We start from the raw sequence: 16,973 nt of genomic DNA, 5'->3' as shown, positions 1-16,973 counted from the left end.
TTCGATAATTATGGATCTAAGCCTTGGACAAAAATCAGTACCTTCTTGAAACCGAACTAGAACAACTCAAAACTCGCGTTGATTCTGAGCCATTGGTGATCCTAGAGATTGCACAACAATGCCTAGTCAGATCAGAGCAAGTTCTGTTTGAAGAGGGCGCTATCCAGTCATTCATGTTAATGGCGAGATGTTGTTGGAACCTTATGGATTACCAGAAAGGTTTAAAATACATCAAGGAAGCCTACAAACGCCAAAGCCGATTAGATACCGATCATTTTCTCCCTGAAATTCTCCACTTACACGCTCTCCAATTCTGGGGACAAGCCAAGTATTACTCCGCCCAACAGTTCTGGATCAATGCATTAGAACAATCTGCACTGGTTGATGAAGTGGAGATTCAAATTGAATGCCTCATTGGCCTTGGCAACATTTGGCGAATGACTCACGAATATAAACTTGCACGCTCTACCCACCAGCTCGCTGTAAAAGTAGCGAATAACAGCCGCATTGGTTGGTTAGAAGGCAAAGCAAGAATACTTCTCGCATGGGATTACTACCTGCTCAACAACTATGTTGAAATGCTATCGGTGCTCGACGGTGCAGAAGAAGCACTAAAAGAATATAAAGATAATACTTGGCACGCTGAAGTATGGGATTTTCGAGGCCTTGCCCTACTTGGCCTTGAACGTTTGGATGATGCAGAACGAGCCACAGCCAAAGCGCACAAGCTAGCAGTAGAGCACAACCTTGTATGGATGAAAGCGCATTCCTACATCAGTCGAGCTAGACTGGAGCTCTTAAGAAAGAGGCCAGAACAAGCCGCCGAGTTGCTAAGGCTGGCAGAAGAGTCAGCAAACGAATTCGATAATGGCGAACTGCTTAGCCAAATTTGTTATCAACAGTCTTTAGTCGCAGAAGAAAATCAAGATTTTGAAGCCGCATTGATCGCTTTTAAGAAGTATCGTCAATATTCTACCGGCATGCTTAAAGAACAAACAAATCGTGTCGGTTTAGACAAAGCGCGCAGTTCAAAACGCCAGCTTGAACAGAGAGCTCGTAAGCTAATTAACCGCATTAGAGGTCAACACGAACACGACCCGGAAAAGCACCTCTCTTATGTCGTTTCCGAAACCTTCTGGTGGGAAAAACTGGTACTATTTAAGACGGAGCTTAAACGCTCTAATCACTGCATCATCATGTTCCATCACATCGATACCGATTACTTAGATGTCTGTACCGAGATAGCACATACCTTGTGTAATCAGAACGACTTCATTGCAAGGCTAAGTTCGGAACGTGTGGCTCTTATGCTTTCCGAAAAAGACGAAGCTGCTGACCAGATCTTCAAAACTCTGACCACCATGCTAGATATCTATCCATGGCACAGAAAAGGATTAAAAGGTTCGAGACCGACCGTCAGCCTCAACGATATTTTGACGTTCCCGTTCACTCTTGAACAACTAGAAGAAGACGATGCTGAGGTAACAGAATGATGGAAACCCTATTAAGCAAGATTACAGATGCAGGTCTAGATCCTTCATCGGTATCGGGTGAAGAGGCGATCATATTCTGGAATCATATTCGCCAACACGTTTCGACGACACAAACAGAACAAGCACACTGTTACATCATCAGCTCTGAGTACCGCGCCGAGTTACAACAAAATCAAACCAGTATTGATGAATTAAAACTGGCACTCGACCTACTCCACCTTCCTACAGATATAGAAGATATTCTTACTGTAAAGACCAGCTTAAGTAATCGCTTGGTTGAAATTGGTGATTACACGTCGGCACTGAATGAATTCGTCAGCTCATCGACAATCGCCGTTGAGCACGGCCATATCGATGAATATGTAATGGCTATCTTAGGTATGGGGAACCTGTGTGACGCTTACGGAGATCACAGCAGAGCTCTTCGCTACTACCAAAAAATCAATAGCATAGATCACGCGATAAGCAGTCGATCACTTCGTCTGAAATTCAAGCTTTATATGGTAGCAAGTCTGCTACTGCTCAACCGAATAACGGCGGCCAGCGACTTACTGAACGAATGCGAAGAACTGAGCATTTTAGTGAGTGATAAGCTACTCACAGCTCAGATACTGTTGTATCAAGCAAAAGTGCTCCGTGCTAAGAAAAAGCACCATGAAGCGCTTCGTTGTCTGTCAAAAATTCAATATCCAGCCAACAGTACTCAAGCAAGTTGGCTCGCGACCATGACTCGTCTAGAGTTAGCACATTGCTTGAGTGCGACCGGAAAGCAAGACTATGCAAGTATGATCTTGTCGAGCACCCACAAACGTGTGAAGCCCGGCTCGTCACCTGTGCTTGCGAAGCGCTTCTATGATTCTCTAAGTGATGTATGTTTGAATCAAGGTCGTTTTGAAGAAGCGCTGAGCTACGAGAAGAAAGGCTACCGAATTGAAACGGATCTGATGAAGCAGATCCCGATCAGCGAACTTGGTGCAAGCCAACTGCGCCGTCTATCACGGTTTGAATTACAACTTAAACTCATTCTCTCCGAACAAGAGAACAAAGAGCTAAAAGAGACAACAGAGCAGCACAAGAATACGGTTGCTCAACTACAACAAGATGTTTTCACCGATCCACTGACCGGGTTACACAACCGTCGCTGGTTAGATGTGAAACTGAAAGATCTACTGCTACACGAAACGCCTTTCGCATTAATGGTTATCGATATCGACCACTTTAAGTCAATCAATGATGAACTGAGCCACTTAGTGGGTGATAAAGCGATCGTCAGCGTTTCTCAAGAACTGCGTTCATACTTTAAGTTTAGAGGCGCGTCATGTGTCAGGTTTGGCGGAGAAGAGTTCCTCGTCATCCTTGAGAATACTGACCTTGCGAAAGCAGAAATGCACTCTGAAAATTATCGAGAGCGTATCTTCCAATTTGGGTGGCATGAAATACTCGGCGAGCGCGGTTTAACCGTTAGTATCGGTATCACTTTGCATCGCGATGGAGAAAATACTCAGCGTACCTTCTATCGTGCAGACAAAGCCCTATACCGAGCTAAAGCCAACGGCCGTAATCAAGTGTGTACGGAGTAGTAACACGTCTGTCTATAGGTCTGTAGGTCTGTAGGTCTGTAGGTCTGTAGGTCTGTAGCTAAGCCCGCCTCTTATTGATAAAAGAACAAAGAGATTCCACCTAATGCGGCAAGTGTCCCGATGATACTTTGCTTTGACACCTTCTCTCCTCTAATCGCATAAATCACCAAAATAAAGACCGGGCTGGTCGCTATTAATGTTTGAGCAATCGCAGGGTTAGCATTTTTCAACGCCACTTGCTGAAGCCATAGAGCGAGAAACGTCCCAACAAAGATTGCACCTAATAACCAAAGTTTATCGAGCTTGGTCATTGCCCATAAATCTCTTTTTATCGACGAGTACGGCTTCTTTTCAACGAAAGGGATAATCAGCATTACGGCAAACACGCCAATCGTCAGGCGAATCAAAGCACCTAACAATGGTGGAATGTCACCCGCCACCAATGCGTAATGGGAAATCACCACGCCCGACGCCTGACAAACGCTTGCCATAAGCCCATATCCAATGCCACCCCACTGTGCTTTGTCATTAGAAATATCATTACCGTTCGCTGATTTCGACGGCTGAAAGACCACAAAGGTCACCGCTAAGGTTGTTATCACAACACCGAGCCAACTTTGCAAAGTGAGTGCCGCGCCAAGAAACATTAATGCCAAAACACCAGAAAGAGGTGGAGCCAGAGATTCCAGCAACAAGGTCTTATTGGCACCAATTCTTTTTAATGCCGCAAAATAAGCACTGTCACCAACTGCGATACCAATGACTCCCGAGATCGCCAAGATCCAAAAATGGTTAGCACTCAGTTCGAATTCAGGCATCGGTATTAACGGCATGACCAACAGCATCATGCCAGAGGCTACAACCCCCTTAACGATATTCAACTGCATCGCAGAGAAGCGATGCCCAAACTGCCCATAAATCCATGTCGCACATGCCCACACCATCGCAGCGCCAATGGCCGCTAATTCACCTATATACATCCGTATTTATCCTTTATTTATTGTTGTTATGGCTATGATTATGGCTATGCGCATCGTTTGAATCAGAACTGTCATCTTGTCAGCAAGAAATCCGAAATAACCTATTCAAGTTCAATTGGATTTTATAAGATCCACCAATGATTTTATTCTCATTATTAGCAGCAACATATTATTTTCAGATTGGTAAATCATTTTTATAACAATTACTTGGATGATAGCGTAGTATATTTGTAACTAACATCTAACATTACAAGGATCTGTTATGTTTTTAGACTACTTTGCACTCGGTCTACTGATTTTCGTAGCATTAGTTATCTTTTACGGCATCATCGTTATTCACGATATTCCCTATGAAATTGCGAAAGAACGCAATCACCCTCATCAAGATGCTATTCATGTCTCAGGCTGGGTTAGCCTATTCACTTTACACACTATTTGGCCGTTCCTTTGGATTTGGGCTACGTTGTGGCGCAAAGATCGTGGCTGGGGCTTCGCTAAGCTTGAAGAAGAACAACATGATATTCATCACCGAGTCGACACTCTCATTGACCAAGTGAGTGCACTTCAGAACGAAATCGCACAGCTAAAGCAAGCGGGCACTGAGCAAAACAGCACAGAGAAACAGACAAACAACGTTCAAGATCAGGAGGCTAAGTAATGGATTTACTGCTGATAATGACCTACGCGGCGCTTTGTATTACGATTTTCAAAGTATTCAAAATCCCACTAAACAAATGGACTGTCCCCACTGCCGTACTGGGTGGTGTTGTCCTCATCGGTACTTTGATTCTATTAATGAACTACAACCACCCTTTCACACAAATCGGTAATCAAGTTTACTCAACGACACCGATTGTTTCAGGGGTTCGAGGCAAAGTCATCGAGGTTCCGGTTGAAGCAAATAAGCCTCTCAAGCAAGGGGATATCCTTTTCAAAATAGACCCGATTCCTTTTGAAGCTGAAGTTGCTAAGCTGCAAGCCAAAGTAAAAGAAGCGAGTCAAGGAGCCTTAGGTCTAGAGTCGCAAGTTGGAGAAGCTGAAGCTGCCAAAATAAAAGCCATTGCAGAAAGAGACAAAGCACAACGTGAATTCTCTCGATACAAGCGAGGCTTCGAAAGTGGCGCATTTACAGAGCAACAACTCGATACTCGTCGACAGGCATACAAAGCCGCAGAAGCTGCAGTGAAAGTAGCCGAAGCAAACCAACAACAAGCTCAGATCGCACTTAACTCTGAGATTGGCGGTGAGAATACAGCGGTTGCAGGCTTACTTGCTGATTTACGTAAAGCTGAATTCAATCTTGACCAAACGGTAGTAAGAGCACCAACCGATGGCTACGTAACTCAACTCGCTCTTCGTCCTGGTGTAATGGCTGTACCACTACCATTAGCGCCGGTGATGACCTTTGTTCACACTGAGGCGCAATTCTATACCGCAGCCTTTAGACAAAACTCACTACAACGCCTGCAACCTGGCTACGAAGCTGAGTTTCTATTTAGAGCACTACCAGGAAAAGTATTTAAAGGACGCATTGATGAAGTCATCCCAGCCATTGGTGAAAGCCAATTTCAAGCTCGAGGCACACTTCTAGGTACTGACGCACTGCGTACTAGCGGCCGTGTATTTGTTAAGCTGACCATCACTGATGATCTGTCTGAGTACCATTTGCCTATGGGTACTGCCGTGGAAGTGGCCGTTTATTCTGACAGCTTCACTCACGTATCTATCATGCGTAAAGTGCTTATTCGCATGAAGAGTTGGCAAAACTATTTGTATCTAGACCACTAACCGTATCTAGACCACTAACTAGAGCTAGACCACTAACTAGAGCTAGACCACTAAACGGTCGTAGATATACGACAACCCCGCTTAACACATTGTTAATATGAATCAAAAAGCCAGACTCGTTCTGGCTTTTTTGTTGCTTGATTAACCGTAAAATTGCGTTTTTTACATGATATTAATGCGTCTAGATGGAATTTTAGACATCTAGACACTTACCTTCCCTTATGGAAGGGTTCTACTGTATAATGCGCGCCTTATTTTTTATATTTGCCCAAAAAACGTTCTCATTGAGACGCATATTAATAATGGCGAATATTATGCTTTATTTTCAGTATTCGAGGTTATCTATGAACTTTTCAGCTAAAACAGTCGTCGTTATTGCTATTGGCGCGGCACTGTACGGCATTGGTGGTTTACCTATGTTTGGTGTCCCAGTGTTTGCTAACACGACATTGAAACCAGCAATGGCAGTCCTAGCACTGTTTTCTGTTTTGTTTGGCCCTATTGTTGGCTTCTTGGTTGGCTTTATCGGTCACTGGGTAACGGATTTGTTCGCAGGTTGGGGGGTATGGTTAACTTGGGTATTAGGCTCAGGTATTGTCGGTATGGTTATCGGCTTATTCCCAATGATGACTAAGAATCGCCTTCAACAAGGTGAACTACCAATGAAAGATTTTGCACTGTTCGTGGTACTTGCCCTTGCGGGTAACGTTGTGGGTTATGGTAGCTCTGCGTTCCTAGATACCATCCTATACGCAGAACCGTTTACTAAAGTGTTCACTCAACTGTCTATCATCGCTGCGGGCAACACTATTCTTATCGCAGTGGTAGGCTTCCTGATCCTAAAATCAGTCGCTAAACGTAACAAACAAAGCCGTAACCTGACCGAGGCATAAACGCTAATGACTATAGCATTTTCGAACTTCTCTTTTAGATATGAGTCGCTGGATAAACCGACGCTAAAAAATATCAATCTAAGGATAGAGAAAGGAGAGAAAATCGTCATTATTGGACCAAGTGGTAGTGGTAAATCTACGCTAGGTCAGTGTCTCAATGGTCTGATACCTCATGCAATTAAAGGTGAGGTATCTGGTTCTTTAGAGATCAACGGCAAGAATGTCTCTGAGTTTTCAATGCACGACTATACCGAGCAAGTAGGCACAGTATTGCAAGATACTGACAGCCAATTTGTGGGGTTAAGTATCGGTGAAGATATCGCGTTCGCATTAGAAAACCAGTTGATGTCGAACATTGATATGTACCCGTTAGTTAAATCGACAGCAAAAATGGTCGACCTAGCGGATATGCTTGAGCGCTCTCCTCATGACCTTTCAGGTGGTCAAAAACAGCGAGTATCGTTAGCGGGTATTTTAGTCGATGATGTCGATATCTTGCTGTTCGATGAGCCTCTAGCAAGCCTTGACCCTAAAACGGGCAAAGCAACGATTGAGATCATCGACCAACTTCATAAAGAAACCAACAAGACTATCGTGATTATCGAGCATCGCCTTGAGGATGTTCTACATCGCGATATTGATCGTGTGATCTTAATGGAGCGCGGGGAAATAGTCGCGGATATGACTCCGGATGACATCTTAGCGTCCAAGTTACTTGAGACGCACGGTATTCGTGAACCTCTCTACTTATCTGCACTTAAAGCAGCGAAAGCCCCTCTGACTAACGAAGATAAACTTTCAAACCTCAAAGCTTTGGATTACAAAAGATTCCGCCCAGCAGTTCAAGCTTGGTTTGCTGAGCGCCCGGCACCGCTAGCAGAGAAACAGTACCAGCCTTTGCTCGAAGTTCATGGCTTAACTTATTCTTACGACGGCGAAAAAAATGCACTCGAAGATGTGAGTTTCAAAATTGGTAAGGGTGAGTTTGTCTCGATTTTGGGCAAGAACGGTTCGGGTAAATCCACTATCACCAAACTCATCATGGGTGTGATAGATGCTGATTCAGGTTCTTCCTATCTAAATGGTCAAGACTTATCTGAACTTTCCATCTTTGAAAGAAGCCAGAAAGTCGGTGTGGTGATGCAGAACCCGAATCATATGATCTCACATCATATGATTTTTGATGAGATTGCTTTTGGTCTTCGTAACCGAGGTATTGCAGAACAACTGATCACAGAAAAAGTAGAGAACGTTCTTGAGCTTTGCGGGTTAAGTAAGTTCCGCCACTGGCCCATTGAAGCTCTGAGCTATGGTCAGAAAAAGCGTGTAACGATCGCGTCTATCTTAGTGTTGGAGCCTGAACTCCTCATCTTAGATGAGCCAACAGCAGGCCAAGACTACCGTAACTACACATCGATGCTGGCATTCACCCAAAAGCTTAACCGAGATTTGGGCATTACTGTTGTGATCATCTCACACGACATGCACTTGGTTCTAGAATACACCACACGTTCGATCGTAATCGCAGACAGCAAGTTAATTGCTAATGCAGCCATGACGGAAGTGTTTAGTCAGCCATCGCTTTTAGAACGAGCGAACCTTTGTACCACCAGCATTTATGAACTTGCGACTATGATGAAAATCGACGACACCAACGCTTTTATGCAGTACTTCATCGACGACGAGAGAAGCTCGCTATGAATGCATCAAAAGTAAAATTTGGCATCAATTACATTGATACTAAATCACCGTTACACGCACTGAACGGCATCACTAAATTTGTACTTTTTCTCGCTTGGGTCACTGTGGTTTTAACTACGTTCGACCTGAGATTGATTGCGTTGCTTATTGTGACTGGTTTATTCCTACTGAAGCTTACCAATGTACCTGTGCGCGTTTATAGGCCTTTGTTATTGGGAACGGTGAGTGTATTAAGCCTAAATGCTTTGTTCATGTATCTGCTTGCTCCACAGCAAGGTACAGAGCTCATCGGTAGCGAGACTCTATTGCTGACATTGCCGGGTAACTACTCGTTGAGCCAAGAGACTCTGTTTTATTTAATCACTGTCACGCTCAAATACATGAGTATGTTCCCGATAGCGTTAATATTCGTCTTTACCACGCACCCGACCGAGTTTGCCGCAAGCCTCAACCGTATTGGCGTTCCATACAAAATCGCCTATGCGGTCAGCTTAACACTGCGTTATTTACCTGAAGTCAAAAAAGACTTCATCAATATCATGCATGCTCAACAGGCTCGTGGCGTTGAACTATCGAAGAAAGCACCTTTACTCACTCGCATCAAAAACGTAGCTAAGGTTCTAGGTCCGCTCATTTTTTCTAGCTTAGACCGTGCAGACGAGATTTCAAACGCAATGACGTTACGAGGTTTTGGCAGACATAAGTCACGGACTTGGTATAGCTATGCGCCTTTGAAACGTATCGATTATGTTTGGCTAATGGTTATCGCCTTTATCGTTGTGTTAGCGATCGTAAAGCGTGTTTTAGAACCACAATTATTCTGGTATCCATTTTAGGTTTTTCATTGAAAGCGTCGCTTAAAGAACGTGCTGCTTGATGTTCTACTTAACGAAATTCAAGCCGTTTTAGAGTGAAAATCGAAACAAAAAAGGGAGCCTCAGGGCTCCCTTTGTCGTCTTTGTGATCACTTACTTACTGTGATTGTTATTAGTTTAATTTGTAAAACACCGTTGAAAGAGGTGGCAAACGCAGCTCAATCGACGTGTCCAAACCTTCGCTTGCTATTGATTCAACCTCAGCAACCTGCTTCACTTCAAAACCGCTGCCTGCGTAATCAGCCGAGTCAGTATTCAGCAATAGCGAGTACTGGCCTTGGGCTGGAACACCTAAGCGGAAACGCTCATGAGGAACGGGCGTAAAGTTAGAAACAACCAACACGCGTTCACCCGACTCACTAATACGTTCATGAGCTAAGATACTTGCTTCAGCAGAATCTTGTAGACGCCATTCAAAACCTTTCGGGTCGAAATCAAGATCGTGCATTGCCGCCTCAGAGCGGTATAGATTGTTCAAATCTTTCGTTAAGCGTTGAACACCTTGATGGCGTTCATATTCCAACAAGAACCACTGCAGTTGATCATCATGATTCCATTCAGCCGTTTGACCGAATTCAGCGCCCATGAAGTTCAGCTTTTTACCCGGTTGTGCATACATGTAACCCATGTAAGCGCGTAGGTTAGCCGTTTGCTGCCACTCATCACCCGGCATCTTGTTGTGGATAGAGCCTTTACCGTAAACCACCTCATCGTGAGACAGAGACAATACGTAGTTTTCGCTGTGAGCATAAACCAACGGGAAGGTAATCGTATCGTGGTGATATTTACGGTTGATTGGATCTTCTTGAATGTAAGACAAGCTATCGTGCATCCAACCCATGTTCCACTTAAAACCGAAGCCTAAACCGCCCATAAAGGTTGGTGCTGAAACACCTGGGAAAGCCGTCGATTCTTCAGCAATTGTCATCGCATTCGGGAAGTGTTTGTACACTTCTTCGTTCATCCACTTAAGGGTCGCGATAGCGTCGTAATTTTCATTGCCGCCGTCTACATTCGGAATCCATTGATCATGGCTACGCGAGTAATCGAGGTACAACATCGAAGCAACCGCATCAACACGAATGCCATCGATATGGAATTGTTCGAACCAGTACAGTGCATTTGCTACTAAGAAACGACGAACATGCTCTTTACCTAAGTCGTAAATGTACGAGTTCCAATCTTGGTGCCAACCACGGCGTGGATCTGGATCATGGAACAAAGGTGTTCCGTCAAAGTTAGCTAAGCCGTGATCATCACTTGGAAAGTGTGCAGGAACCCAGTCCAGAACAACGCCTAAACCGGCTTGGTGACATTGGTCGACGAAGAATTTGAAATCATCTGGAGAGCCAAAACGACTTGTTGGCGCAAACAAGCCTATTGGCTGATAACCCCAAGAGCCGTAAAACGGGTGCTCTGAAACCGGCATCAACTCTACGTGTGTGTAACCCAGATCCGTTAGATATGGGATTAGCTCTGCCGCTAGCTCACGGTAGTTTAAAAATTCACCTTCAGCGTTACGCTTCCAAGAACCGGCGTGCAGTTCATAGAACGAAAGTGCCTCTTTACGCTTTTGCGTTACTGGGCGATTCTGCCATTGAGTATCTTGCCACTGGTAGCGAGCGTGATCGTAAGTCACAGATGAAAATGATGGGTACTGCTCAGAGTAGAAACCCCATGGGTCAGCTTTATGTGGCAAGCCTTCGCCATCAGGTCCTTTTAATTCAAACTTGTATTGTGCGCCTTCTTCCAGATCAGGAATAAATAAGCCCCACATACCATAATCTAGACGCTGCATTGGGTGGCGACGACCATCCCAAGCGTTGAAGTTACCCACCAAGCTAGCCGCTGTTGCATGCGGTGCGTACACCAAGAAACGCGTGCCTGAAATCGTCTGTCCATCACGCTCTAGCGTAATAAACTGAGCCCCCATGTGATGATACATATCTTTCGGTGTATGAAGATCCTCATAACTCGCGTACAGATCATGGTATTGGTATGGATCATCGATGATCTGCTCTACTCCATTCCAATCAACCGCAAGCTTGTAGTGAGTAAAACGTAAGTCTCTTTCTTGCTTAAGAATGAAACCACTTTCACCCTCTCGCGCTAACTTAATACGAGGTTCCTTTCCAACAATCAACTCGACTTTATCTGCCCCAGGAATCCACACTCGTAATGAACCTTGTTCAGAAGGTAAGTATGGCCCTAAAAACGCAAATGGGTCTGTGAAGCAAGCCTGTGATAGTTGGGTATATATTTGTTTTTGCTTTGAAATCGAACTTAGTTCCAAAACGCTTCTCCCTAACCAAACATCCAAAAAACATAATACAAAAATGCCCGCTATTAGTGCGGGCAATATAACGACGGTTTATTCTACCAGATGAGCATTCAATATTGAGTGACCGAGGTTGTAGTTTCGTACGGCGTAAGCAAAAAACCACCTCTTTTCAAGCCACTCGATTCCATTATTTAGCTGCTTTTTCTCGAACGTCAGTTAGCTTAGAGGCGATACGATTCACGCCTTCATGAGCGAAGATTTCGTCCAAGTTCATTGATAGTTTACGACGCCAGTTAGGGTACTCATCGACCGTACCAGGGATGTTAACGGGCTTATCCATCTCTAGCCAATCTTCCAACTGAACACTCAGGAGTGTTGAGCCACCAGCCGCAACGTGCAACTGAAGCGCTTCAGCAAGATAAGAATCCATCGGTACTTGACTTGCATCACGCCCAACACCTTCTGGTAGGAAGCCATGCCATGCCACTGAGTCTAAGATACCTTGCTTGCACTCCAAGCGGTTATCGAACAAAGTTTCTAGCTGTTGTGCGTCTGGGTATAAACCAATCTCTTGACCCATTTTTAAGTCATCACAGTGCCAGAAGCCGCGAAGCGTTGGCATATCGTGAGTACACAGTGCCGCCATCGATTGTGACGCATAGTGCTTAGGAGAAATAAAACCACCGTCATTTTCTGATGTTTCGAAGAAGAATACTTTGTAAGAATGCACGCCAGCATCAGCAAGGATGTCTACGATTTCATCCGGTACCGTGCCTAAGTCTTCACCGATAACGCTGCATTGGTAACGGTGAGATTCAAGCGCCAGAATAGACAGCATGTCTTGCACTGGGTAGTAGATGTACGCACCTTTCGTTGCGTTCTCACCTTTTGGAATCCACCATAAGCGCAGCAGGCCTAAAACATGGTCAATACGCAATGCGCCACAGTGCTTCATGTTGGCACGAAGCAATTTGATGTAAGCGTCGTAGCTGGTTTCTTGAAGCACTTCTGGGTTAAGTGGCGGTAAGCCCCAGTTTTGGCCTAGAGGACCAAGAATATCCGGTGGAGCACCAATGCTCGCATCCATCACTAGGTTGCCTTCATCAGCCCATGTCTCGCTGCCAGAATCTGCAACGCCTACCGCTAAGTCACGGTACAGTCCAACCGCCATGCCTTTCTCTTCAGCCAGAGACTGTGCATCGTTGATTTGGCAATCGGCTAACCATTGCAGGTACATGTAGAGATACACTTGATCTAGGTTATCTTTGATGTATTTCTGGGTCGCAGGGCTTTCAAATGTACGGAATTTCTCAGGGAATACAGGCCAGCCCCACATACCTGAATCTTCAGCATGCAGTTCACCGTGCAGAGCATCAAACGCCGCTTGATGCATCAGGCTTTCACCGCCCTCTTCAACGAACGCTAAGAACGCTTGTGCGCGGTCGCTGTTTTTGTCTAGATGACGAGTCTTAAATTCTGCGAATAGCAGAGGTAAGATGCTCATCTTCAGCTCAGACACTTCAGTGTAATTCACCCAGTGCGCTTCACGAGCTTTCTGTAGGCGCAGCTGGAACTCGGCGCTGCCTACCGTTTGTTGCGCTTCCGCGCTTAATGCGAACTCAGGAACTGAACTCACATCAATGTATAAGACGTTCAACCAACGACGTGAAGACGGGCTGTATGGGCTCGCACCTTCCGGGTTCGCAGGGAACAGTGAGTGAATTGGGTTTAGACCAACAAAGTCACCACCGCGAGACGCGATATCCGAAACAAGCTGTTTTAGGTCACCGAAATCACCAATACCCCAGTTGTGCTGAGTTCTTAGCGTGTACAGTTGAACACTTGGTCCCCAAAGCTTTTTGCCTTGCTCAATGGGTGACTGTTTGAAGCACGCTTTTGGCGTAATAATCAGCGTCATCTCGTAAGGTTTCTTACGGCGCTTACGACTCACAATGAGCTTGTGATAACCCCATGCCAAATCACTTGGCAATGCAAACACTAAAGGGCCACCCTCGGCACGCTCGTCACGAACGACTTGAGATTGAAGATAGCCTTCAAGTACCTCTCCTTGCTCGGTTTCTAAGCGCCAGCTGAACTCACTTTCACGAGCACTCACACCCAGATTGAGTGTCACTTCTACTGGCTCACCGTCACGCAAGACAAGAACCGGGTCTAATACATCTTTTCTGTGCTTTCTTTCTGCAGATTTAAGCAGTGCATCATCGCTGCTTGTATCGTAGCCCAATGAAGCCAATAGAGACGTAATCGTCTCTTCTGATACTTGTGCTTCATCGCCCCACGCACTAACGTAACTATCGGCAATATTTGCCATTTCTGCGACTTGTTTTAATACGGTCTGTTCTTTCATCGCTCTCTCCGAAAACGTTCTGACGCTTTCAATTCTTGTAGGGTTGTCTATATTAATTTTTACTAATCAATTAGCTTGTGACAATCAGTTTATAAGCATTGCTATCTGAATAAGCCGTCTATTTGCTCACAAGCTAATTGAGCCAAGGCAGAAACTGCCTTGGCTACTTTGGAAGTATTAACGGTTAACCGCTTCAAGTTTCCAAATGTTGTTCACGTAATCGCGAATAGAGCGGTCTGATGTGAACTTACCAACCAATGCTGTGTTAAGAATCGCTTTCTTAGCCCAGCCTGCTTGGTCTTTGTATTGCGTACCCATGTCTTCGTGCGCTTTCACATAAGATGCGAAGTCAGCAAGACATAGGTAAGGGTCACCACCGTCTAGCAGGCTATCAAACGTTGCACGTAGAAGACCGGGTTGACCTGGAGTGAACTCATCGCCAGTCAGTAGATCTAGAGATGCTTTCAATAGTGGGTCTGCATTGTAGTAATCGTATGGGTTGTAACCCTGAGCTTTCAGTGCAACAACACCGTCAACTTCTAGGCCGAAGATGTAGATGTTTTCATCACCAACTTCTTCACGAATCTCAACGTTTGCACCATCCATCGTACCGATAGTTAGAGCGCCGTTTAGAGCCATCTTCATGTTGCCCGTACCTGAAGCTTCTTTACCAGCTAATGAGATTTGCTGAGAAACGTCTGCCGCAGGGATGATGATTTCAGCCATGCTTACACGGTAGTCAGGAATGAATACCACTTTCAGCTTGTTACCGATGCGAGGATCGTTGTTGATCTTCTCTGCAATCTTGTTAACCGCGAAGATGATTTCTTTTGCTAGGTGGTAACCCGGTGCTGCTTTCGCTGCGAAGAAACATACGCGTGGCTCACACTCGAAACCAGGTTCGTTAAGAATACGGTGGTACAGAGACAGAATGTGTAGCAAATCTAGATGCTGACGCTTGTATTCGTGCAGACGCTTAATTTGAACGTCGAAGATAGCGTTAGTATCTAGCTCGATACCCATGTTCTCTTTAACCCAATCCGCAAGACGCTGTTTGTTTTCTTTCTTAACAGCCATGAATTCTTTTTGGAATTTCGCGTCTGTTGCAAACTTAGCGATGCCTTCTAGCTGCTCAAGTTTTGCTGGCCACTCAGAGCCAATCTTACCTGTGATTAGATTAGATAGACCTGGGTTACAGAATTTCAACCAACGACGTGGCGTGATGCCGTTCGTTACGTTAGTCAGTTTACCTGGGAAGATTTCGTTGAACTCTGGGAACAAGTCTTTCTTAACCAGTTGAGAGTGAAGTGCGGCTACACCGTTTACTTTGTAAGAGCCAATCACACATAGGTTTGCCATGCGAACCATGCGGTGGAAACCTTCTTGGATGATAGAAAGCTTCGCTTGTTTCTCACCGTCACCAGGCCACATCTTGCGAACTTCTTGCATGAAGCGGTGGTTGATTTCAAAAATGATTTCCATGTGACGTGGAAGAAGACGGTTGATCAGCGATTCAGACCAAGTCTCTAGTGCTTCAGGAAGTAGTGTGTGGTTCGTGTAAGCGAACGTATGTGCACTGATTTCCCATGCTTGATCCCAAGATAGACCTTTCTCGTCGATCAGGATGCGCATTAGCTCAGGAATCGCAATCGTTGGGTGCGTATCGTTAAGCTGAATCGTTTCTTGCTTAGGCAGATCTTCTAGAGAGAAACCTGCTGCTTCGTGACGGCGTAGAATATCGCGAACTGACGCTGCTGAGTGGAAGTACTGCTGCATTAGACGCAGTGTCTTACCTTTCTCGTGGTTGTCGTTCGGGTAAAGTACTTTAGTGATGTTACCTGCATCGATTAGCGAGTGTTGCGCTTCGAAGTAATCACCGTTGTTAAAGCTTGCTAGTGAGAATGGTGCAATTGCCTGACATTCCCAAAGACGCAATGGGTAAACCGTGTTTGACTCGTAACCTACGATTGGTAGATCCCAAGGCATTGCTTTTACTTCCATACCTGGAACCCAAGTACGAACTTCTTTACCGTCGATGAATTCAACTTCTACATGACCGTAAAAACCAATGTGTTGTGCTAGTTCTGGACGAGCGACTTCCCATGGGTAACCTTCAACACCGCGCCATGCGTCTGGTGCTTCTTGTTGACGACCATCTTGGAAAGACTGTTTGAATAGGCCGTATTCGTAGTGAAGACCGTAGCCTACTGTTGGGTACTCTTGTGCAGCACAAGAATCCATAAAACAAGCAGCAAGACGACCAAGACCACCATTACCTAGCGATGGGTCGCGTTCTTCTTCTAGAAGGTCAGTTAGGTTTTGGCCTAGCTCTTCCATTGCATGAGTAATCTGTTCGTACAGACCCATGCTGATCAGGTTGTTACCTGTTAGACGACCAATCAAAAACTCTAATGAAAGGTAGTTAACGCTCTTCGCGTTTTTGATTTTTTCATCATTTTCAGTTTCTAGCAGATCAAATGTTGTCAATTCTGCTAGCGCACGCCCCATTGCTAGGTACCATGCGCGGCTATCTGCTGTTTCAATCGTTGTTGCGTAAGTTGCAGATAAATGCTTTTTAACGCTTTCTTGGAACGACACTTTATCGAAAGTTTTTTGCTGAGTTGGTTTCATTTCAGAAATCTCGCTTTTAATAGTTCTAATTCATCTGTGACATATCGTGCATGGTCACCATTAACTAAACATCCTCCCGTTAATACGACTAACTAGGAGTAGATGAGAGGGCGTAGGGGGCGTACCGATGTAAGGTTAGTGATCTGACTCTCATGTTCTAACTTCGAACAAAAAGTTGGAGTGACTAAGATCACAAGCTCCCGTTCGATAACTTAACGTTAATTGATGTGAGTTTTATTTAACCGGAATAAACTGATTAGCAAATCTGAGTTTGAGATCACGAAATTATTTTCCATATCTCATCTTTTGCATAAATCTCAGTGTAAGACTGAACAAAGTCACATTCACAAACCACCACGCAACGTGAGCAAAGTCTCAAATTA

General features: G+C 44.9%; 11 protein-coding genes. 7 read left to right on the top strand and 4 right to left on the bottom strand.

Annotation, left to right across the window (positions count from 1 at the left end; all coding sequences use genetic code 11):
- Positions 1 to 23: 23 nt before the first annotated feature.
- Both OCV30_RS18005 and OCV30_RS18000 read left to right on the top strand, forming a co-directional pair.
- The gene (locus OCV30_RS18005; protein WP_009845832.1) at positions 24 to 1,493 is read left to right on the top strand and encodes a hypothetical protein; all 1,470 of its coding nucleotides are present in this window, start codon (positions 24 to 26) and stop codon (positions 1,491 to 1,493) included.
- Positions 1,493 to 3,073: a GGDEF domain-containing protein gene (locus tag OCV30_RS18000; RefSeq protein ID WP_029225485.1), complete on the top strand. Its 1,581-nt coding sequence runs from the start codon at positions 1,493 to 1,495 to the stop codon at positions 3,071 to 3,073. Before OCV30_RS18005 ends, OCV30_RS18000 begins: the two co-directional genes overlap by 1 nt.
- Before the next feature lie 71 nt (positions 3,074 to 3,144).
- Here the strand turns inward: OCV30_RS18000 and OCV30_RS17995 are convergent, their stop codons facing one another.
- The gene (locus OCV30_RS17995) at positions 3,145 to 4,053 is read right to left on the bottom strand and encodes a DMT family transporter (protein ID WP_065678490.1); all 909 of its coding nucleotides are present in this window, start codon (positions 4,051 to 4,053) and stop codon (positions 3,145 to 3,147) included.
- 262 nt (positions 4,054 to 4,315) lie between these two features.
- Here OCV30_RS17995 and OCV30_RS17990 point away from each other — a divergent pair, with 262 nt between their 5' ends.
- The 5 genes from OCV30_RS17990 to OCV30_RS17970 all read left to right on the top strand — a co-directional run bounded on the left by OCV30_RS17990 (position 4,316) and on the right by OCV30_RS17970 (position 9,271).
- The gene (locus OCV30_RS17990) at positions 4,316 to 4,711 is read left to right on the top strand and encodes a DUF3302 domain-containing protein (RefSeq protein WP_009845835.1); all 396 of its coding nucleotides are present in this window, start codon (positions 4,316 to 4,318) and stop codon (positions 4,709 to 4,711) included.
- Complete coding sequence (locus OCV30_RS17985; protein ID WP_017096246.1) at positions 4,711 to 5,841, top strand: HlyD family secretion protein; 1,131 nt, start codon at positions 4,711 to 4,713, stop codon at positions 5,839 to 5,841. The genes OCV30_RS17990 and OCV30_RS17985 overlap by 1 nt, the downstream gene beginning before the upstream one ends.
- Positions 5,842 to 6,185: 344 nt before the next feature.
- Positions 6,186 to 6,734 carry an ECF-type riboflavin transporter substrate-binding protein gene (locus tag OCV30_RS17980; protein ID WP_009845837.1) on the top strand — a complete coding sequence of 183 codons (549 nt, stop codon included), beginning with the start codon at positions 6,186 to 6,188 and terminating at the stop codon, positions 6,732 to 6,734.
- Positions 6,735 to 6,740: 6 nt separating this feature from the next.
- Entirely contained in the window at positions 6,741 to 8,435 is a 1,695-nt protein-coding gene (locus OCV30_RS17975) for an ABC transporter ATP-binding protein (protein WP_065678491.1), read from the top strand.
- Positions 8,432 to 9,271, top strand: coding sequence for an energy-coupling factor transporter transmembrane component T family protein (locus OCV30_RS17970; protein WP_065678492.1), 840 nt, complete (start codon positions 8,432 to 8,434; stop codon positions 9,269 to 9,271). Before OCV30_RS17975 ends, OCV30_RS17970 begins: the two co-directional genes overlap by 4 nt.
- A gap of 151 nt (positions 9,272 to 9,422) precedes the next feature.
- Here OCV30_RS17970 and glgB read toward each other — a convergent pair whose 3' ends face one another.
- The 3 genes from glgB to OCV30_RS17955 form a co-directional block, all read right to left on the bottom strand.
- On the bottom strand, positions 9,423 to 11,603 hold the full coding sequence (gene glgB / locus OCV30_RS17965) for a 1,4-alpha-glucan branching protein GlgB (RefSeq protein ID WP_065678493.1): 2,181 nt from the start codon (positions 11,601 to 11,603) through the stop codon (positions 9,423 to 9,425).
- 175 nt (positions 11,604 to 11,778) lie between these two features.
- A complete protein-coding gene (malQ, locus tag OCV30_RS17960; protein WP_065678494.1) occupies positions 11,779 to 13,959 on the bottom strand; it encodes a 4-alpha-glucanotransferase in 2,181 nt (726 codons plus the stop codon).
- A 177-nt stretch (positions 13,960 to 14,136) separates the two neighbouring features.
- Complete coding sequence (locus tag OCV30_RS17955) at positions 14,137 to 16,590, bottom strand: glycogen/starch/alpha-glucan phosphorylase (protein ID WP_065678495.1); 2,454 nt, start codon at positions 16,588 to 16,590, stop codon at positions 14,137 to 14,139.
- Positions 16,591 to 16,973: the final 383 nt, after the last annotated feature.

This window comes from Vibrio atlanticus (assembly GCF_024347315.1).
In the GTDB taxonomy this organism is placed as follows: Bacteria; Pseudomonadota; Gammaproteobacteria; order Enterobacterales; family Vibrionaceae; genus Vibrio; species Vibrio atlanticus.
This window is presented reverse-complemented; position numbering and strand designations above follow the sequence as displayed.

Excerpts from the sequence above, each read along its gene's own strand:
- OCV30_RS18000 (WP_029225485.1), top strand. The coding sequence starts at position 1,493 with ATGGAAACCCTATTAAGCAAGATTACAGATGCAGGTCTAGATCCTTCA.
- OCV30_RS17995 (WP_065678490.1), bottom strand. The coding sequence starts at position 4,053 with ATGTATATAGGTGAATTAGCGGCCATTGGCGCTGCGATGGTGTGGGCA.
- OCV30_RS17990 (WP_009845835.1), top strand. The coding sequence starts at position 4,316 with ATGTTTTTAGACTACTTTGCACTCGGTCTACTGATTTTCGTAGCATTA.
- OCV30_RS17985 (WP_017096246.1), top strand. The coding sequence starts at position 4,711 with ATGGATTTACTGCTGATAATGACCTACGCGGCGCTTTGTATTACGATT.
- OCV30_RS17980 (WP_009845837.1), top strand. The coding sequence starts at position 6,186 with ATGAACTTTTCAGCTAAAACAGTCGTCGTTATTGCTATTGGCGCGGCA.
- OCV30_RS17975 (WP_065678491.1), top strand. The coding sequence starts at position 6,741 with ATGACTATAGCATTTTCGAACTTCTCTTTTAGATATGAGTCGCTGGAT.
- OCV30_RS17970 (WP_065678492.1), top strand. The coding sequence starts at position 8,432 with ATGAATGCATCAAAAGTAAAATTTGGCATCAATTACATTGATACTAAA.
- malQ (WP_065678494.1), bottom strand. The coding sequence starts at position 13,959 with ATGAAAGAACAGACCGTATTAAAACAAGTCGCAGAAATGGCAAATATT.
- OCV30_RS17955 (WP_065678495.1), bottom strand. The coding sequence starts at position 16,590 with ATGAAACCAACTCAGCAAAAAACTTTCGATAAAGTGTCGTTCCAAGAA.